Raw genomic sequence first — 18,980 nt, 5'->3', positions numbered from 1 at the left:
CAGCGACTTTTCAGTTTGCCCCTGCAGGCTTGGAGCGGCCTAATCACAACCTTGTATATTTGGGGTTCCGTTATGGAAAACGTTCGTACTACAAGCTCCTATGCCGGATGGCTGATGGTCAGCGTGGTATTGGTGGCACTGAACCTGAGGCCTTCGATGGCCGCTGTCGGGCCGTTGTTGTCGGCCATTCGCGGGGATGTTCCATTAAGTTTCAGTACCGCTTCGCTGCTGACCATGCTGCCTGTCATGGCGATGGGCCTGGCGATGTTCCTGGGAATGCGCATTGCGCAACGGGTTGGCGAACACCGCACCATCATCCTGTCCTTGTTGATCATCGGTGTGGCCACGGTCTCGCGGCTGTACCTGGACAGCACCCTTGAGTTGATCCTGAGCGCGGTATTGGCCGGGCTGGGGATCGCCCTCATTCAGGCGGTGATGCCGGCGCTGATCAAGTCACGCTTCAGCGACAACGTTTCGCTGTTCATGGGTTTGTATGTCACCTCGATCATGGGCGGAGCGGCGATTGCAGCATCGTTCTCGCCTTTCGTCCTGGCGCAAACCGGTAGTTGGCGGATGGGGCTGGCAATCTGGGCGCTACTGACGCTGGTTGCCCTGGCCTTCTGGCTTGCCCAGCGCTCGGCAATCGCGCCATTGCCGGCGGCGCCGATGGGGCGCCAGGAGTCCTTCGTCGGTAACTCACGGGCCTGGTTGCTGGCGATTTTCTTCGGTTTGGGCACGGCCTCCTACACCTGTGTACTGGCCTGGCTAGCCCCGTATTACGTGGAAAAAGGCTGGAGTGAACAGAATGCCGGCTTATTGCTGGGGTTTCTCACGGCCATGGAAGTTGTGTCCGGGCTGATAACACCCGCGATTGCCAACCGCAGCCAGGACAAGCGTCTGGTATTGGTCGTTCTGCTGGCCTTGATCATGGCCGGCTTCTGCGGCCTGATCCTCAGCCCGGAACGCTTTAGCCTGCTATGGCCGTGCCTGTTGGGCCTGGGCATTGGCGGTCTGTTCCCGATGAGCCTGATCGTGTCCCTTGATCACCTGGATAACCCGCGTCGTGCCGGCGGCCTGACGGCCTTTGTGCAAGGCATCGGTTACCTGATCGCGGGCCTCTCGCCGCTGATTGCCGGGATGATTCGCGACCAATTGGGTAGCTTCGAATGGGCCTGGTGGTCACTCACAGCGGTGATGGCGATGATGATTGTAATGGTGCTGCGCTTCAACCCAAGGCAATACGCGCAGCATATCCAATAGTCTTCCAAGGTCCTGCTTTTCGTAGGAGGTCCGATCAAACGCAGGGAAAGGAACTCATGAAACAAGTCGGTTTTGCAGAAGCTCACTGGGGCATGCTGATCTGGGCGATGCTGATCGCATCGTCTTTCTTTGCGGCGGCAGAGGTCAGCCAATCGATAGATCCAATACTGTTGACCGGGCTGCGTTTGTTTTTTTCAGCCTTGATGTTCTTGCCACTGCTGTTATTGAAAAACACGTCACCGATCTCGGTTAGAGGCTTGCTGGCGCATGCAGTTCTAGGGCTGCTGCTGGCAACGTATTTTGGTTCGCTGTTTGAAGCGCTGCGCTATACCACTGCGGTCAATACCGCGACGCTGTACACGCTGGTGCCACTGATGACGTTATTTTTTGAGGTATTACTGCTGCCGAGCCCAAGCCTGAAGAGCCGCTTGTTGCCAATGTCGATTGCAGCGATCGGTGCCCTGCTACTGACTCTCAAAGGGGCGGCTCCAGGCGAACTGCCTGCACTGTACCCGGTACTGCTCTTCGGCGTCGGCTGCCTGGCGATGGCGCTTTATTCGCCTCTGAGCCAGCGATTCAAGGTCAAGACCTTGAAAGGGCGTGACCCGGTGGCGATGACCTTCTGGAACATGCTTTTCGGTTCGCTGTTTCTGTTTGTGTTCTGTCTGTTTAACGGCGGCTGGCGCAGCGGCGCGCAGTTGTCGTCGAGCGATATGTTCTGGCTTGTATACCTGGCGCTGTTTGGCACCCTCGGGACATTCTGGCTGCTGCATCGGGCAATCGGGGTGATTTCACCGTCAACGGTGGTTTCCTACGTCTACCTGAACACCTTGTTTGTCACATTGTTTCACTGGTTCTGGCTCAGACAGCAACCGGTGCTGATAGAAGTCACCGGTGCCGTGCTGGTGGGTATCGGCATGCTGGCATTGGTGATCACCAGCCGTAACGCCAAAACCGTTACGGCTTGAGATCCTTCAGAGAGTGACTGCGTCCAACGGGGCCACCGGACTCCAGCGCTCCAGTTCGCGCTCAAGGAAACTGGCCACGGCCAGCAGCCGCTCTTCCTGCCAGTGCGGGCCGACTATCTGGATGCCGATCGGCATCCCGCTGACAGGATCATGCCCGGCGCGAATGACCACCGCCGGTGAACCGGAGAGGCTGAACGGAAACACAAAGGAATAGCGATCACGATCCTGCAAAGACTCGCCATGGGCGAACGCCACGTCCGGGAATACCGGGCAAATGAACAGATCGTGCTGATTGAAAAACTTCGCCAGGTGATAGCGAAACGTATCGATCAGAATCCAGTCGCGCTTCATTTCATCCACGCTCAATTCGACCTCTTCGCTCAAGCGAATCAACCCGGTGGTGGCGGGCGTACAGGTCTGTTTGTCCATGGACTGGAACAGACGCTTCCAGCCACGCCCGGCATCCGCGCCCGTGATGAAAATGCGCCAGAGCACATCGCAGGCCTCGTCGAGCATCTGCGGAGCCGTCGGTGTAACCTGCGCCACCACACTGCTCAGGCAACTCTCGACCCGTTGCAGAACCTGCTTCACCGCCGGGCTCACCCGGGTTCTGGTGGACTCCCAGGACAGTGCGACACGCAATTGGGCCAGCGGCTGGCTGTCGGCGAACGGCACATCGACGGTGTCCGGATCGTGACCGTCAGCGCCGCTGATCAGTTGCCCGAGTAACGCCAGATCGTCGACATAACGCCCCATCACGCCAAACGCCGACGTCAGATGAAACAGCCCGGAGCGATCATAGGGAAACTGGCCGGTCAACGGCACGCGCCCCTGAGTCAGTTTCATGCCGCAGATACCGTTGAAATGCGCCGGAATCCGCACACTGCCGCAAGCATCCGAAGCCAGCCCGGCCGGCGAGCAACCGGCCGCGATGGCCGCCGCTTCCCCGCCACTGCTGCCACCGGCCGAGCGCTGCCCGTCATAGGGATTGAGCGTGCGGCCGTACAGCAGATTGTCGGTTTCAAACGCCATGCACAACTCGGGAACATTGGTGATCCCAAGGATGATCGCACCCGCCTGGCGAAGCCGGGCAACGACCGTGGCATCCTCCTGACTGGCCTCGCCCAGCAACTCCTTCAGGCCTCGCGACATTCGGAAGCCGCGGACATGGCAGACGTCCTTGATGGTCATGGGGATGCCGTGTAAAGGGCCACGAATCTTTCCGATGCGGGCCATCTCATCGGCCTCCCGGGCCTGTCGACGCAGTTCGTCGACAGACTCCAGTTGGATCAGGGCATTGATCTGCGGATTGCGTTCGGCAATACGCTGCAGGTAGAACTCCAGCAAGTTGACACTGGTCAGCACACCGCGGCGCAGCAGACCGGCCATTTCGCGCAGGGTCAGAGTATCGGGATTGAACATACTCAGCGCTTCCCTTTGCTGCGCAGTAGCTTGTTGGGGATGTGGTACATGTTTCTGACCACCAGAGAAAACGCCTTGACCGCCAGCTTCGGACGCTGGGCGATCGCCTCAAGGGCTTCCTCGGTCATCGTCAGGACATGCCGAAGCGCTTCGGGTGTGATGTTCAGCGGCGGGTAAAACCGCAGAACCGGGTGCGCGGCTTTTTCATTCATGGAATGCCCGGCATGCACGCCACGCTTGCCCAACTCCATGCTCATCAGCGCTTCGTAGACCGAACCGCGCAAGCGCAGGCCGGTCATCAGGCCGACACCGGGCACATCTTCGACGATCTGCGGATAACGCTGAGCCAGCCGTTGCAGGCCATGGCGCAGCAAACCGCCATTGATCCGTGATTGCTCGACCAGGTTGTGCTGCTCGATGTAATCGATAGCGGCCAGCGCCGAGGCGCACGCCACCGGATGCCCGCCATTGGTCCGCTGATCAGGCTCGATCTCGCTCAGAGGGTATTGCGTGGTCAGTCGCCAGCTGTACATGGCGCAGGCAAACGAGGTGTAACCGCCCGTCAGGCCTTTAGAGAGAATCATGATGTCTGGCACGATGTCGTCATACTGCACGGCGAACCACTTGCCACAGCGGCCGAAACCGGTCTGGATTTCGTCGGCCACCAGCAAGGTCTCAGTGGCATCGCACAGGGCGCGGATGTTCGCCATGTAACCCACAGGCGGAACCTGTAAGTGGGCGCCCCCCAGAATCGGCTCGACATACACCGCACGCGCACCCTCGCCTACCGCTCTCTGCAAGGCTGCGAAGTCACCGTATGGCACATAAGTCACTTCCGAGGCCGCGGTGCCGTAGCTGCGATGGTGCTGTTTCTGCCCAAGAATGCTCATCGCCGCCAGCGTCTTGCCGTGATAGGAATCACTCATTACCACGATTCCACGCCGGTGCGGCTTCACCTTGAGCACATAACGCATGCTCTGTTCGATGGCTTCGGCACCCGAGACCATAAACTGCACATCCCCCCAATTCCCCGGTACCAGATTGCGAAGGCGCTCGGACAATGCGCCTTGCAGCGGATGCACCCGCCCCTCCGGAATCCAGGCCATCTGGTTCAACTGGGTCTGCACCTGTTCACGCACCATCGGATTACGATGGCCGACGATGAACACCCCATAGCTGCAGGCGCAATCGATAAAGCGCTTGCCGACATGGTCGGTGACATAGATGCCATCGGCGTCCTTTTCGACGCTGGTTTTACCCAGACGATAGAGCTTGGCCGCAGAGGCACTCCAATGCTGCTGGCAATCATCCAGCAGTTGTTCATGCGATAGGGTTAAGGACATGGCTTAAAGTCTCCTTGAGGATCCGGGATGCGCGCTGGATGTGTTCGGCTCGTGCGGTGATCGGGCAACGCAAAATCAACTCGCGGCCACGGGGAGCACTGACATAGATGCCACGCTGATAAAGCTCCTCGCACAATTCGGCGGGTTTGAGGTCGGCTGGCAGCGGCAGGCTGACCCAGGCACCGCAGGCGACAGCGCCGAATGAGGCGAGCGCTTGCGCCAGTATCTGGCCGTTATTGAGGCATTCCCTGGGCAAGTCGTGTGCCTGCACGTAATCCAGTGCTGCCATGGCGGCCACGCAGGCCATCGGATTGCCGGCCGTGGTGCTGCCATGTTTCGCCGGGCTGCTGCGACCATAGACTTGATAGGCCATCTGTTCGCTGCAGGTATAGGTGCCGACAGGAATCGCACTGCCGCCCAGTGGGCCGCCCAACACCACAATGTCCGGGGTATTGCGATAACGCTGAAAACCAAACAGCGTGCCCAGGCTCCCCAGACAACTCTGCACGTCGACCGCGATGACCGGCACCGACGCATTGGCCGCCGCGACATACAAGTGATCGAGTAGCACCTGTTCTATCAGGCGCAAGCGACCGTCTCCATCAATCACGGTGCTGGTGTGGCAAACCGCGAAGCAATCGTTCCAGTCCACTTTATCCAGGTCGCGGACATGCCTGATCGCCACGAGCTCGAAGCCCAGGAAACGCTGCATCTGCAGATAGTTTTGCGGCGTGCTCAGGCAACGTCCGTAACTCAGCGAGCCATAGTCACCGCCCTGGACAACAACAATGGTGTTGCCCTTGGGCTTGAGGCCTTTGCACAGTTTCAAGGCGCCTTCGAATGCTTCATCGCCGGAGCTGCACACATAAGAGCTGACCAGCGGCTGCGGTAGCAGCTCGGCCAAGCGCCGGCACAAAGCGATCAGTGGGTCGGACATCAGCACTCGATTCGACAGCCCCATGCTTTGCGCCTGAAGGCTGACCGCGTCGATTACCGCCGGCACCTGAAAGCCAAACCCGCCGGCCAGATCGATTATCTGGCGACCGTCACCGTCGATATACGTCTCGTACTGACCTGAAATGATCTGATTGTTACTGGTCTTCATGAATAGGTCTCAGCGGTAGCTCAGGGCGTTGAAGATACGGCGGCGCTCGTCAACGATGGCCTCACGACCATGCATTACCCGACGGTTGTCGATCATCACCATGTCATGGTCACGCCAGCCGACCGGGTAGGTGTATTGCGCGGAAACCTCGGCAATTTCGTGCAGGAATTCGCCGGGAATGGGCAGCCCGGACGATGTATCGATCACTGGCACTTCATAGTTGAAGGACGGCCCGAGAATACTGTTGGCAAACGCCGGACGCTGGCTGAATTCGGAGACCAGAATCGCCGGGGTACTGAAGGCGTAATGAATCGAATCATCAAACGCATTGAAGGAGATCTGTGTCTGCGGATCGTCGCCGATGATCTGCATCAGATCTTCGATCCTGACCGCCGCCGGGTCCGAGAGCGCTGGCGAATAGTGGCAAACCAGCCGACGCCATTTGTCACCGGCAACGGTGCGGCTGTAGCGAATCGGGTTGTCCTCGAAAAATGTGCGGCAGGCGGATGACAGCTTCGCCAGTACTTTCTCACCGTCGCACAAGGTGGTTTGCGAGCCTGTGCGCGGTGCTTCCTGGCAATAGAACCAGGTGATGTCCGGCCAGAACGGTGAGTTACCATTTTCGCAATGCAGACCAATCGCCTGGCGACCCGCATCAACCAACTGCGCGGCTCCACCGACCATGACGCGAGCCGGGTCGAGGCTCAGCCGCGAGCTGTTCTGCTTCACATAGGCGCTGAAATCCTCGGCATTGTGGATGCAGTTACGTAACAGGACGACACCGTAATGCCCCAGCAACTCGTACAGCTCGGCCTTGCCCAGGCTTGCGAAATGGCGCGGTTCAATAATGGATACGTCGGGGCTTTCACAGTGATAGGCAGGTGTGTTCATCAGATGCATTCCCTTGCAGATTGGCGAAAACAGTAGCGATATCGGCGCGTTTTGGACGGCCGGTGACGGTGTAGAGTTGCTCGAGCAATGGATCGTCCTTGGCCAGCAACCACAGGTGGCTCGGGCGCTCGATGTCGGAAAAGCGCCGTGCTGACCAGCTGGCCAGCTCATCGCGATCCGGTGCCGACTCAACACACAGCAACGCCACCAGACCATGGGCCTCATCGAAAAACACAGCGGCATCGCGCACACCGGGATATTCGCGGTATTCCAGCTCGACCTGTTCCGGGCTGACATTGCGGCCATTGGGCAGGCAGATCACATTTTTCTTGCGACCGCGAACATAGAGAAAGCCATCAGCATCCAGCTCCCCCAGATCCCCGGTGTCCATCCAGCCATCGTCGGACATCGAACAGGCGCTAGGGTCTTTACCCGAGTAGCCGCTGAACAACGAACTGCTCTTGACCTCAATGGTCTGGTTGGCGCCGATGCGCACCTGAACATGCGGCAACGGCCTGCCCACACTGCCCAGACGTTGGTGCTGCAAGGTATTCATACTCACGACCGAGGCGTTCTCGGAGAGCCCGTAACCCTGGAACACCGCAATACCATCCTCGGCGAGGGCATGCAGGATATCGATGCTGACGGCCGCGCCGCCGCACGTGATATGCACCCCCGAATGCAGGTAACGAGACAGGCGCTCACCCTGCACGCCGCCTTCGGTCAATAGCTCGTGAAAGCGATTGAGCATCACCGGTGGTACCGTCAAGGCCGTCGGTTCGACCCGCAGGATCCACTCGATCAAACGCTGCGGTGACGTTCCCGGCTCACCTAGCAGCGCCTCGCCTTCAGGCAGGAAATGCACGATCCCACCGGCCAGCAGCGGTAAATACGCGGCGGTCACTTGTTCCAGCAGCAGGCTCAATGGCACCAGCGACAGGTAGCTGCGATGGGCATCGACCGGCATCCACTGGCGCAGGGAAGTCAACACCGCCCCCACCGCCGCCGTGCTCAGGCGCACGCCTTTGGGCCGGCTGGTAGTCCCCGAGGTGTGAATGATTTTGCAGATCCATGCGCTATCGCCGTCCGGTTCTCGCAACAACGGCTGCTCCAGGGCAGGTTCGTCGATACGTCTGAGGCGGCTGTCGGGAAAATCCAGCCTCCACCGCTCAGCCAGTGTCCGCTCGCCTGCGGCATCCACCAGAAACCCGTCACAACGCTCGGCAAGGTGCTCGGCCTGGGACTGACTGAACGCCAGCGGCAAAGGCAATGCGGTAATTCCGGCAAACAGGCAAGCCAGATCGGCAATCAACCAGTCACTGCTGTTACGCGTCGCAATCCCCAGCACAACGTGATCGCCATGAGCCGCCGTGTCGAAACGCCGCTGCAGTTCTGCCGCCAGATTCAGCGCCCGGGACTCCAGTTCGCCATAGGTCATGACAGCAGCGTGTTCCAGGCCGGTCGGAGCACAATCGATTGCGCAGACCTTCTGACGATTGATCTGCAATGCCAGCCGCAGGTCCGCAATGAAACGACCGCTCATGACTGCGCCCTCGTCGGCAAATTGTTCGGCAACTGGGTGAACAAAGTACCGAGGGTCATAGCGGCGAATCGCGAACGTTTCGGGTCCACGCGGATAAAACCGGTGACAGGTAATTTCGAGTAGTAGGTACCCCAGTTCTTGCCACCATCGTCGGCCAGACGCTGAGGGTCGGCCGTGAGTAGTGGTTCGAAATCGATCTGGCAGCTTTCCATCATTTTCCGGACCCGGGGCGTAACGGTGCAGAGCAAATATTGAGCCCCCATGCACCAGGCCAACAACGGAACCATGTTGACCATGATCATTCCGGCCGTCAGATGATGAGAAATCAAACTGCCTATTTCAGCAATAACTGACCGATCAATCATCTTTTCAAAACGCTGGGACAGAATCGTTTCTATCGGTTGCGACAGGTATTGCTCCGAGAAAAGTGTGCGGTCATCCGCAAAAGTTATACCGGCGCAAGAAAGAATCCGTTCCTCACTGTCCTGGGTGACCGCAAAATACTGCGGGCTCGGTTCTACGGATGCCTTATAAGAGCTGCGGAATTTTTCTTTCACAACTTCAGTCGCCTGCATCCATAACGGCGTTTGGCTTTCCGTGACTCGTACCAACACTTCGCCCTCCTATCCCTGCTCAGGGTTCTCTCTAAAGTGGAACGAGAATATATTGAGGAAATTTCCGACAGACTATTTAAAAAACCAATTACTTCCACTAATATATAAATAAACAACCTTGTCACAAAACACGACGTAACGTGACACACATGGATTTTCACCGAGATGGACCTTTATGCTTAATAGCAATCTGCTAAGAAAACTGGATATGCAAGACCTTATGGTTTTCGTGGCTGTGTATGAACAAAGAAGCGTCACCGAGGTCTCCGAAACCCTTTGCGTCAGCCAGTCCACGGTGAGTTACTGCTTGAAAAAACTGCGTACGAGTTTCGACGACGAGCTCTTCATCAATACCCGCAATGGCATGTGGCCAACACACAAAGCTGCCACGATGTACAGCCATGTTCTCAAAATCCTGAAGAGCATAAACATATGCCACTCCGGACTACACTCATTCGACCCAGCGCAAAAAGAGATCACTTTTAATATTTGCGCACCTGAATATTTTGAACTTCTTATACTTCCAAACTTATTGAAACGCTTTATCGGCAGTAGTTTTCCGGTCATTGTAAATATCCAGAAATTCCACAGAGATATCCCTAACGATGAACTTATGGATGGCCGTTTCGATCTGGTAATTTGTTTCGGCCCCAATTTCCATCGCAGTGCTAAAAACTTGAAATCACAAGTACTGCTGGAAGATGACCTGGTCTGCGTCGTCGATAAAGACTTTGCGCCTCCAGAGGGCGAGTTCAGCCTGGACACCTTTGTCGCACGCCAGCATATCTTCCCGACGCCATGGACTTCAGACACCAACATGGTGGATGGCTGGCTCAGCAAATGGGACTACACCCGCCAAATTGTCGCACGAGCTAATAGTTACGTTGCTGCACTCAACATGATCCCCGGAACCGATTTTGTTCTCACTCTGCCTCGACGCATCCAGATGCTGATCAGTAATGAAGCCAGATTCAGCCATTGCAAACCACCGACGGGTTTACCAAACTTCACACTGGACATGTTGTGGAACGAGAAGCCAGGTCAAGACAGCGCCAATAACTGGTTCCGCGAACAAATTGTCAGCGTGTGCGCGCAAGACGGATTGCTGTAATAAGACTTCACTTTACTGACCGACCGCAGCCAAGTGTCTGGGCGTAACTTCAGCGCTTGGCCGGTGGGATATTCAGCGCCTGGCACTCGATACAGATCACCTTCGAGCAGTCCGCGCTGATCCAGAAAATCCCGGAAAGCCCCCCCTTCAGGCCAGCGATTGAATGTGTAGGTCGTGTTACCTACACGTTGTGTCCCACATCTGACAATGAAGCTTCCTACAAGGCATTCTCCTGGCACTATCGTTCCGTTATCCTTTTATGGATAGATCGCGTTCAAAACAGAACAGGGAGTTCATCGGGATGGGGCAGATGCTTAACAGCAATTTACTTAGAAAACTTGATATGCAGGACCTCATGGTGTTCGTCGCCGTGTATGAACAAAGCAGCGTCACCGCCGTCTCCGAAACCCTCGGGGTCAGCCAGTCCACCGTCAGCTATTCGCTGAAAAAACTGCGCACCGGCTTCAAAGATGATTTGTTCATCAACACCCGATCAGGAATGCGTCCAACCTACAAAGCCACCACCATGCACGAGCATGTGCTGAAGATTCTGGAAGGCATCAACTTCTGCCATTCCGGAGCTCAAGCCTTTGATCCGACTCTAAAAGCCGTCACCTTCAACATTGGCGCGTCGGAATACTTCGAACTGATGGTACTGCCGCGGCTGTTGAGGAACTTCGACTTCGCCAACCTGCCAGTGATCGTCAATGTGCAAAAACTCGATACCGCCCTGCCCGCCGATGAACTGCGCGATGGCAGTCTCGATCTGGTGATCTGCTTCGGTCACGACTTTCAACACAGCCATGCTGGCTTAAAATCCCGGAGGCTGGTTGAAGACGAACTGGTTTACGTCTTCGATAAACGCGCAACCCCGCCGCAATTACGCCCAAGTTTGCGATCGTTCATTGAACATCGTCACGTGCTCTCTCCGCACAAGACCTTCGACACCCACAGGGTCGATCACAAACGACAGCTTATCGCGCGATCCAATAGCTACAGGGCAGCCCTCAAGATGATCACCGGCACCGACCTCATCCTGACGCTACCGCGGCGCATTCAAACGCTGCTGACCAATGACGCGGTATTCAGTCATTGCGAAGCACCAAAGGGCTTGCCAGGATTTACCCTCGACATGCAATGGAGCGAAGCCAGCGACCAGGACAGCGCCAATACCTGGCTTCGCGAGCAAGTAGTCAAAGCCTGCGCAGAACAGGGTTTGCTCTGAACCCAAGACCTGGGCTGTCAGAGGCCGATGGCAGTCTTGGTGTAGGACTCGCGATCAATATCCAGAATTTCCGCACACAACTGCACTTCTACGTTGGCCGGCCATTCGCACAAGTCCTGCAACACTGCCAACAGGCTTTGCGACAACTGCTTCTTGATCTCCGCCGAACGCCCGCTCAACAGTGCCAGCTTGATATGCACAAAAGCCCGCTCGCCCAATGCGGTCCCAACCTTGAAGCTCTCGACCTTCACTGCACGGCTCTTGATATCGAACTCGGCCGCAAACTGACCGGAAGCCATCAACGCATTGTTGAGTCGCATCAACGCCAGATCGGCATTCAATTCGGGCAAGTTGGCGGTGTATTCCATGTGCAGGTGGGGCATAACGGGGCTCCTGAAGATTGGCAGAAAGGTCGTACATATAACACAGAGCCGCCCTGCTCACTGGGACGGCGCAAGAGTCGCACGCTCACTCATGAACGCCTCCAGACGCGCGCGCAGCCAGCGCTCGGCCGGATCGCTGTCGACATGACTGAGCCAGACCATGGACAGGTCCAGGGTCGGCGTCTTGAACGGAAACGGCTCCTTGAACAGTTGGCCGGACGCGGCCATCGCTTCAGCCGTGTAATCCGGCAGGCTGGCGATCAGATCGGTGCCGGCGAGCAAGGCCGGCAACGAACTGTACTGCGGAACGGACAGCACTACCTGGCGTGTACGACCGATTTCCGCCAGCCACTCATCAGCGTAGCCACTGACATTCGCGGTATGGGACACCAGCACGTGCGGCCGCGAGCAATATTCATCAAGGGTCAGCGGTGTGTCCGAGGCGTCTGCGCGCAAAATACTGGGCTGGATGTGTCGCAACAATTTGCGCTTGGCGTTGGCCGGCAGGCCGCGGGTCTGGCTAATACCAACGGTGATATCACCGGACGCCAGCAGGTCGGGAATGCGCCAGTAGTCGACATGCTGGACCACGAACACCACTTTCGGCGCTTCCTGGCGCAAAGCACGCAGCAGCGGCGGTAACAAGCCGAACTCGACATCGTCCGACAGCCCGATGCGAAACGTCATGGTGCTGCTGAGCGGATCAAAATCATGGGTCAGGCTCAAGGCCACCGACAGCGAATCCAGCGCAGGTGACAGGTGCAGAATAATTTCCTCGGCCCGCGCCGTCGGCTCCATGCGATGGCCGACCCGAATGAACAGCGGATCATTGAACATCGTCCGCAAGCGGTTCAGCGCCGCACTGATGGTCGGCTGACCGAGGAACAGCTTCTCCGCCACCCGTGTGACGTTGCGTTCGAGCATCAATGTCTCGAACACCACCATCAGATTGATGTCGGCCTTGCGCAGTTCGTTGCGATTCATCCATTGCCCCCGATCCCCAAGACTTGGATGACAGTTTAGGGAGGTGTCGTAATCGGCGTCTATGCGACTCAAGCAGTTTGCGTTTAATCCAAATGCAGACAGCGTCTTCGTCCTACAGCCCCTTCCTGATTTCGTCGTTCGTCTGGCAGGAAGCGATTGCGCCCCTAAGCTCAGCAACGTTTGGGGCAAAACGACCCTGACCACCGAAAACCATTTGAACTCAAAGGAGCCTCGCAATGGCTAGAGATAAAGCAAAAGACGACAAACACTTCAACTGTACCCAGGTTCATGAAGCCGACTACGTCGCAGGCCTTTACCCTCACGCAAAGGAAGAGGTTAAAACGTTCCTGGCCTTGGCCTGCAAGAACAACGCCCTGAACAACTCCACCCACAAGGAAGTCTACGACCTGATCAAAAGAAAACTGGGCCACTCACAACCGTAAGACCGCCCGGTTAAAACGAAGCTGCTCCCATGAGCAGCTTCATCGCCCTCGAGCTTATATTTCCCTGACCGGGGTCTGATCGTGAGTCCCTATGATCAAACTGATGGCATGCACGCAATCAGACTTGTTGACGTAAGCCTCCCCACTGGCAATCGTTTCATGATTCCCCGCCCGCAAACGCCAGCGCCATTGGCCCTTGCCGGTTTGTGCGATACCACGGGTTTGCCTGTAAATCTCAAAATACATTGATCGCTCCTTGCGACTGCTGATTACGACAGATCAGTGACCTGCGAAACCAGAGTAGATGAGGAATTTTTTAGGCAATGTCTTTCAATGTCAGGGGATGTTTCGAAGATAGCCCCTTGATTCGTGAAGCGATCAACAAACACAGGGGGTGGTAATTAAAGCGACTCGGTGGAGGCATTTTTCTCGTGAGCAGGCATATTTTTCTTACGTTGCTGTGCTGATTTATCCGACACCAAAAACCTGGGCAAAAGTAGGGACGAACCCGAAAGTGGTCGGTCGGAAAAATCTGCACAAACGAAAAAGCCCCGTAGCTTATTCAGCTACGGGGCTTTTTCTATGTAATGGCGGAGAGATAGGGATTCGAACCCTAGGTACCGGTGAAGGTACAACGGATTTCGAATCCGTCCCATTCGGCCACTCTGGCATCTCTCCAACGGCGCGCATCATAACAACACTTTTGCCGGAAGCGAACCCCCTAAGCGAAATTTTTCCGTGCTATCAGATGCTTGCGTCGATTACAGCGGTACGCCCAGACGATTGGCGACTTCTTCGTAAGCTTCGATGACGTCACCGAGGCCCTGACGGAAGCGGTCCTTGTCCATCTTCTTGCCGGTAGCCTTGTCCCACAGACGGCAGCCGTCCGGGCTGAACTCGTCGCCCAGGACGATGGAGCCGTCGGAGAAAACGCCGAATTCCAGTTTGAAGTCGACCAGCAGCAGGCCGGCGTCGTCGAACAGTTTGCTCAGGACTTCGTTGACCTTGAGCGACAGTTCTTTCATGCGAACCAGTTGCTCGGCGGTGCCCCAACCGAATGCCACGACGTGGGATTCGTTGATGAACGGGTCGCCCTTGGCGTCGTCCTTCAGGAACAGTTCGAAGGTGTAAGGGTTGAGCTTCATACCTTCTTCGACGCCCAGACGCTTGACCAGGCTGCCAGCGGCGTAGTTACGCACGACGCACTCGACCGGGATCATGTCGAGCTTCTTCACCAGGCATTCGTTGTCGCCCAGCAGTTTGTCGAATTGAGTCGGCACGCCGGCTGCTTCGAGTTTCTGCATGATGAAGGCGTTGAACTTGTTGTTCACCATGCCTTTGCGGTCGAGCTGCTCGATGCGCTTGCCGTCGAACGCCGAAGTGTCGTTGCGAAACAGCAGGATCAAGCGGTCAGCGTCGTCGGTCTTGTAAACCGATTTGGCTTTGCCGCGGTAGAGTTCTTCACGTTTTTCCATGATGGGCTCCGCTTGCTAAGTAGGTGGGCTAGGCGATGTGTCGCCAGTCGAGCCCTGAATCTTGATCGGCCAGTTGCAGCCAGTCCGGGTCGCACCCGAGGGTGTCGACAAAACATTGCCGGGCCAGCTGCGGCAGGTTGTTCTTGCTGCTCAGATGGGCCAGGACCAGGTGTTGCAGGCCTTGCCAGCCCAACTCGGCCACCAGGAATGCCGCCTGATGGTTGTTCAAATGTCCCAATTCACCGCCCACCCGCTGCTTGAGAAAGTACGGGTAGTGACCGCGAGCCAGCATGTCACGGCAATGGTTGGACTCGATCATCAATGCATCGAGGTCCCGGTAGCCGTCCAGCACCTTGTTGCAATATGAGCCCAGGTCGGTCAACAAGCCGAAACGCCGCTGACCGTCGCTGAAGACATATTGTGTCGGCTCCTGTGCATCATGGGCCACGGCAATGACGCCGATGCTCAGGTTGCCGATTTGCAGTTGCTCGCCGCCAGCCAGAAAGCCTGCGGGTTCAATCGGTTTGCGCATCCCGCGCAGGGTCCCGCGACTGAGGTAGACAGGCAGATTGTAACGCCGAGACAGCAAACCCACGCCATGCACGTGGTCGGCATGTTCGTGGGTCACGAGTATCGCGCTCAGCTGCGAAGGGTTCACACCCAGTCGCAGCAGGCGTTTTTCGGTTTCTCGCAGGGAGAAACCACAATCCACCAGTACATACGTGTCATCGCTGGCTATCAGCGTGCCGTTCCCTTGGCTACCGCTGCCGAGAACGGCAAAACGCATGTGATCAGCCCAGGTTGTCCTGAATCACGGTCAACACTTTACGCGCCACGTCTGCTGGCGCCACGGTGTTGATGTTTTTCTCGACGGTGACTTGCACGTTCTCGCCAACCTTGCTCAGGCGAACCTGATAACGCTCGGCGCGGGCTTCAACTTCTTCCTTGTCCGGCTTGCTGCCGAACAGACTGCCGAAGAAACCTGGCTTCTCGTCCTTTTTCTCGGCTTTTTCGGCGAGGTTGATGTAGTACAGGCCCAGGCTGCGGTTGATGTCTTCAACACGCCATTCGCCCTGTTCCAGTGCACGACCGACGCTCGACCAGGCACGATCCAGATCGGAACCGACGTTGAGCACCGGGTTGCCGCTGCCATCTTCGGTCAGGCTGACACGACTTGGCGTATCGAAATCACGAGAGGCCAGCATGGAGACCGAACCGCCCTTCTCCGAGGTGCGGCTCATGCTTGCCAGCATGTCGTCGACCAGTGCTGCGTCCAGGCCGGTGTTAACCGAACGATTGGTGAAATCCACATTGGCGGTGCTGCCGGCAGGACGCTCGGCGCTGACCACGTAGACTTCACTGGTGTTGCGCTGAACGCCTGGTTCGATACGTACCCGCACACGGCTTTCACTGTCAGCGCCGACACCGGCTGCGCTCAGGCGCTTGGCCATCGCTGCGGACAGTTCGTCGGAACGCTGCCAGGTGGTGGTGAATTCGCCAGTTTGTGGGCGTTGCTCGTCCAGACGGAAACCGTTGTCCTGGAAGAACTGCACGGCCACGGGCCAGACTTCGGCCGGTGGGTGCTGGGCCATGACCCAACGCGAATCGCCGCTCTTCTGCAAGGTGTAGTCGCTGGCATCAGCCGCTGCCGACAACGGCTGCGGACGAGGCACGATGTATTCGCCCTTGACGGTGTCGTCAGCCACGTTGCGCGGGATCGGCAACAGCGGATCCAGACGCTTGGCGGTGCTGACGTCCGGTGGCAGTTGCATCGGTGCAGTCTGTTGCGCTTCCAGGTAGTCGCTACCACGGTCACGGAAATAACCTTCCGGGCCCCAGATCCATCCGCAGCCACTGGTGCTGGAGATAATCAAGGCAAGTGCGGAAAGTCCGGCCAATCGCTTCATGCGTAGTACTTCCTCAATTAAACCAGGACGCCGGACTGGCGCATGGCCTGCCGCAGCGGTTCGTGACAGGCAGCACTGAGCCAGGTGAGCGGCAGACGGATACCGTCCGGCATCAAGCCCATTTCATGCAGTGCCCATTTCACGGGGATAGGGTTGGATTCGATAAACAGGGTTTTATTGAGCGGCATCAGTTTTTCGTGGATCGCCCGGGCTTTGACGGCATCACCGGCCATGGCCGCGGCACACAACTCGCTCATGGCGCGCGGTGCGACGTTGGCGGTCACCGAAATATTGCCCTTGCCACCGAGCAGCATCAGCTCGACCGCGGTCGCGTCGTCACCGGAATAAACCAGGAAATCGCTGCTCACGCCAGCCAGGATGTCCTTGGCGCGCTGCAAGTCGCCCGTGGCTTCCTTGATGCCGATGATGTTCTTCACGGTCGACAGGCGGATTACAGTTTCGGCCTGCATGTCGCATGCGGTACGGCCCGGCACGTTGTAAAGGATCTGCGGGATGTCGACGGCTTCGGCGATGGCCTTGAAGTGCTGGTACAGGCCTTCTTGCGTCGGCTTGTTGTAATAAGGGGTTACCAGCAGGCACGCATCGGCGCCAGCGTTCTTCGCGTTGGTGGTCAGTTCGATCGCTTCGCGCGTCGAATTGGCGCCCGTACCGGCGATCACCGGAATACGCCCTGCAACCTGGGCAACCACGCGACGAATCACTTCGATGTGCTCGTTCACGTCAAGCGTGGCCGACTCACCTGTAGTGCCGACCGCCACGATGGCGTTGGTGCCCTCTTGCAGGTGGAAGTCCACCAGTTTGCTCAGGCTGTCCCAGTCGAGACGACCCTGTGCATCCATGGGTGTGACCAGTGCCACCATACTGCCCGCAATCATGCAACCGCTCCTGCCGGAAAAAGAGAGCGGTAATGGTACTGGCGCCAAGATGCTTGTACAAGCGAAGTACTCCGCTGCTGCCATTCCCCTTGGCGCTGCTTTTCGCTACCCTTCAGACTTTGATCGGTACTGATAAGCTCGTACGCCGCGTTCCAGCCTCCATTTTCGGCATCACAAGCCCCGATCCAGCGTTGCCACCCCTCGCTCTTGCCATACTGGAGCACGTTGCAACCTTCGGCCGGGTTTTCTGAATTCGCATCCGCAGGCTCGTCCCGGTAAAAAAAGCCCATAAAAGTATCGACCGCTCATCGCTTTAGGAATGCTGCATGTCCACCCCCACAGTTCGCGAACAATTCCTTGTCATCAGTGCCCTCGGCGCCAACCCCATGGAGCTGACTAACGTCCTGTGCCGCGCCAGCCATGAAAACCGCTGCGCCGTGGTCACCTCTCGCCTGACGCGTCATGGCGAATGCAGTGCGTTGATCCTTGAAATCTCCGGCAGCTGGGACGCCCTGGCACGCCTCGAAGGCAGCCTGCCAGTGCTGGCCAAACGGCACGCCTTCACCGTTAACGTGGTCCGCAGCGCAGCCCTGGAGAACCGTCCCCAGGCCCTGCCGTACGTTGCCTACGTCAGCTCGGCTTACCGTCCGGACATCATCAACGAGCTGTGCCAGTTCTTCATGGATCACAACGTCGAGCTGGAGAACCTGACCTGTGACACCTATCAGGCCCCGCAGACAGGCGGCACCATGCTTAACGCCACGTTTACCGTGACTTTGCCGGCCGGCACCCAGATCAGCTGGTTGCGTGACCAGTTCCTGGATTTCGCCGACGCCATGAACCTGGACGCACTGATTGAACCGTGGCGCCCACAAAACCCAATGTAAGGAAGCTTTCATGGCCGTAGCCATCGACCAACCGGTTGCCGACTTCGAAGCACCCGCCACCAGCGGGCAATCCGTCAGCCTCGCAGGCCTCAAAGGCAAGCAAGTGGTGATTTACTTCTATCCGAAGGACAGCACACCGGGCTGCACCACCCAGGGTCAGGGTTTTCGTGATCAGCTTGACGCCTTTAAAGCCGCCAATACCGAAGTTTTCGGTGTGTCTCGCGACAGCCTGAAATCCCATGAAAACTTCAAGGCCAAGCAGGCGTTCACTTTCGAGCTGATCAGTGACAAAGAAGAAGCGCTGTGCCAGCTGTTCGACGTGATCAAGCTGAAAAAGCTCTACGGCAAGGAATATATGGGCGTTGATCGCAGCACGTTCCTGATCGACAAGAACGGCGTACTGCGTCAGGAATGGCGCGGCGTGAAGGTGCCGGGGCATGTGGATGCGGTTTTGGCTGCTGCTCAGGCGCTGAACAAGGCCTGATTGTTTGGGCGCCTGTTCGGACGCCTTCGCGGGCAAGCC

20 protein-coding genes and 1 tRNA gene are annotated in these 18,980 nt (G+C 57.4%); 7 read left to right on the top strand and 14 right to left on the bottom strand.

Annotation, left to right across the window (positions count from 1 at the left end):
- Positions 1–72: 72 nt before the first annotated feature.
- Positions 73–1,260 (top strand): cyanate transporter, encoded by a 1,188-nt coding sequence (locus tag PMI30_RS03280; RefSeq protein ID WP_032836249.1) that lies wholly within the window; start codon positions 73–75, stop codon positions 1,258–1,260.
- Positions 1,261–1,316: 56 nt separating this feature from the next.
- Positions 1,317–2,228 carry a DMT family transporter gene (locus PMI30_RS03285; protein ID WP_008014200.1) on the top strand — a complete coding sequence of 304 codons (912 nt, stop codon included), beginning with the start codon at positions 1,317–1,319 and terminating at the stop codon, positions 2,226–2,228.
- 6 nt (positions 2,229–2,234) lie between these two features.
- Here PMI30_RS03285 and PMI30_RS03290 read toward each other — a convergent pair whose 3' ends face one another.
- From PMI30_RS03290 to PMI30_RS03315, 6 genes are read right to left on the bottom strand one after another with little or no spacing between them, the layout of a single operon-like run.
- On the bottom strand, positions 2,235–3,650 hold the full coding sequence (locus tag PMI30_RS03290; protein ID WP_008014199.1) for an amidase: 1,416 nt from the start codon (positions 3,648–3,650) through the stop codon (positions 2,235–2,237).
- Between the two features lie 2 nt (positions 3,651–3,652).
- Positions 3,653–4,993 carry an aspartate aminotransferase family protein gene (locus tag PMI30_RS03295; RefSeq protein WP_008014197.1) on the bottom strand — a complete coding sequence of 447 codons (1,341 nt, stop codon included), beginning with the start codon at positions 4,991–4,993 and terminating at the stop codon, positions 3,653–3,655.
- Positions 4,971–6,098 (bottom strand): aminotransferase class III-fold pyridoxal phosphate-dependent enzyme, encoded by a 1,128-nt coding sequence (locus PMI30_RS03300; protein ID WP_008014195.1) that lies wholly within the window; start codon positions 6,096–6,098, stop codon positions 4,971–4,973. The genes PMI30_RS03295 and PMI30_RS03300 overlap by 23 nt, the downstream gene beginning before the upstream one ends.
- Positions 6,099–6,107: 9 nt before the next feature.
- A complete protein-coding gene (locus PMI30_RS03305) occupies positions 6,108–6,989 on the bottom strand; it encodes a TauD/TfdA family dioxygenase (RefSeq protein WP_008014193.1) in 882 nt (293 codons plus the stop codon).
- Positions 6,964–8,532, bottom strand: coding sequence for an AMP-binding protein (locus PMI30_RS03310; protein ID WP_008014192.1), 1,569 nt, complete (start codon positions 8,530–8,532; stop codon positions 6,964–6,966). Before PMI30_RS03310 ends, PMI30_RS03305 begins: the two co-directional genes overlap by 26 nt.
- On the bottom strand, positions 8,529–9,146 hold the full coding sequence (locus tag PMI30_RS03315; RefSeq protein ID WP_007898678.1) for a thermostable hemolysin: 618 nt from the start codon (positions 9,144–9,146) through the stop codon (positions 8,529–8,531). Before PMI30_RS03315 ends, PMI30_RS03310 begins: the two co-directional genes overlap by 4 nt.
- Before the next feature lie 175 nt (positions 9,147–9,321).
- Here PMI30_RS03315 and PMI30_RS03320 point away from each other — a divergent pair, with 175 nt between their 5' ends.
- Together PMI30_RS03320 and PMI30_RS03325 are read left to right on the top strand one after the other, a co-directional pair.
- The gene (locus PMI30_RS03320) at positions 9,322–10,257 is read left to right on the top strand and encodes a LysR family transcriptional regulator (RefSeq protein ID WP_008014190.1); all 936 of its coding nucleotides are present in this window, start codon (positions 9,322–9,324) and stop codon (positions 10,255–10,257) included.
- 310 nt (positions 10,258–10,567) lie between these two features.
- A complete protein-coding gene (locus PMI30_RS03325) occupies positions 10,568–11,482 on the top strand; it encodes a LysR family transcriptional regulator (protein WP_032836253.1) in 915 nt (304 codons plus the stop codon).
- A 17-nt stretch (positions 11,483–11,499) separates the two neighbouring features.
- Here PMI30_RS03325 and PMI30_RS03330 read toward each other — a convergent pair whose 3' ends face one another.
- Positions 11,500–11,865 carry a 5-carboxymethyl-2-hydroxymuconate Delta-isomerase gene (locus PMI30_RS03330; protein ID WP_008014186.1) on the bottom strand — a complete coding sequence of 122 codons (366 nt, stop codon included), beginning with the start codon at positions 11,863–11,865 and terminating at the stop codon, positions 11,500–11,502.
- Positions 11,866–11,922: 57 nt separating this feature from the next.
- The gene (locus PMI30_RS03335) at positions 11,923–12,849 is read right to left on the bottom strand and encodes a LysR family transcriptional regulator (RefSeq protein ID WP_008014183.1); all 927 of its coding nucleotides are present in this window, start codon (positions 12,847–12,849) and stop codon (positions 11,923–11,925) included.
- 236 nt (positions 12,850–13,085) lie between these two features.
- Here PMI30_RS03335 and PMI30_RS03340 point away from each other — a divergent pair, with 236 nt between their 5' ends.
- On the top strand, positions 13,086–13,292 hold the full coding sequence (locus tag PMI30_RS03340) for a hypothetical protein (protein WP_007898673.1): 207 nt from the start codon (positions 13,086–13,088) through the stop codon (positions 13,290–13,292).
- Positions 13,293–13,346: 54 nt separating this feature from the next.
- On the opposite strand, the gene PMI30_RS03345 is transcribed toward PMI30_RS03340, so the two are convergent.
- The 6 genes from PMI30_RS03345 to dapA all read right to left on the bottom strand — a co-directional run bounded on the left by PMI30_RS03345 (position 13,347) and on the right by dapA (position 17,570).
- Complete coding sequence (locus PMI30_RS03345) at positions 13,347–13,538, bottom strand: YegP family protein (protein WP_008014182.1); 192 nt, start codon at positions 13,536–13,538, stop codon at positions 13,347–13,349.
- A 342-nt stretch (positions 13,539–13,880) separates the two neighbouring features.
- A tRNA-Ser gene (locus PMI30_RS03350) sits at positions 13,881–13,970 on the bottom strand.
- 83 nt (positions 13,971–14,053) lie between these two features.
- Entirely contained in the window at positions 14,054–14,767 is a 714-nt protein-coding gene (gene purC, locus PMI30_RS03355) for a phosphoribosylaminoimidazolesuccinocarboxamide synthase (protein ID WP_007898671.1), read from the bottom strand.
- Between the two features lie 28 nt (positions 14,768–14,795).
- The gene (locus tag PMI30_RS03360; RefSeq protein ID WP_007898669.1) at positions 14,796–15,554 is read right to left on the bottom strand and encodes an MBL fold metallo-hydrolase; all 759 of its coding nucleotides are present in this window, start codon (positions 15,552–15,554) and stop codon (positions 14,796–14,798) included.
- Positions 15,555–15,558: 4 nt separating this feature from the next.
- Entirely contained in the window at positions 15,559–16,674 is a 1,116-nt protein-coding gene (bamC, locus tag PMI30_RS03365) for an outer membrane protein assembly factor BamC (RefSeq protein WP_008014180.1), read from the bottom strand.
- Positions 16,675–16,691: 17 nt separating this feature from the next.
- A complete protein-coding gene (gene dapA / locus PMI30_RS03370) occupies positions 16,692–17,570 on the bottom strand; it encodes a 4-hydroxy-tetrahydrodipicolinate synthase (RefSeq protein WP_007898664.1) in 879 nt (292 codons plus the stop codon).
- 326 nt (positions 17,571–17,896) lie between these two features.
- Here dapA and PMI30_RS03375 point away from each other — a divergent pair, with 326 nt between their 5' ends.
- Both PMI30_RS03375 and PMI30_RS03380 read left to right on the top strand, forming a co-directional pair.
- Positions 17,897–18,457 (top strand): glycine cleavage system protein R, encoded by a 561-nt coding sequence (locus tag PMI30_RS03375; protein ID WP_007898662.1) that lies wholly within the window; start codon positions 17,897–17,899, stop codon positions 18,455–18,457.
- A 10-nt stretch (positions 18,458–18,467) separates the two neighbouring features.
- Complete coding sequence (locus tag PMI30_RS03380) at positions 18,468–18,941, top strand: peroxiredoxin (protein ID WP_007898660.1); 474 nt, start codon at positions 18,468–18,470, stop codon at positions 18,939–18,941.
- The last annotated feature ends 39 nt before the right edge of the window (positions 18,942–18,980 follow it).

The sequence above is a fragment of the Pseudomonas sp. GM50 genome, from assembly GCF_000282375.1.
Taxonomy (GTDB): Bacteria; Pseudomonadota; Gammaproteobacteria; order Pseudomonadales; family Pseudomonadaceae; genus Aquipseudomonas.
Note: the sequence above shows the minus strand (reverse complement) of the source record. Positions and strands in the feature narration are given on the sequence as shown.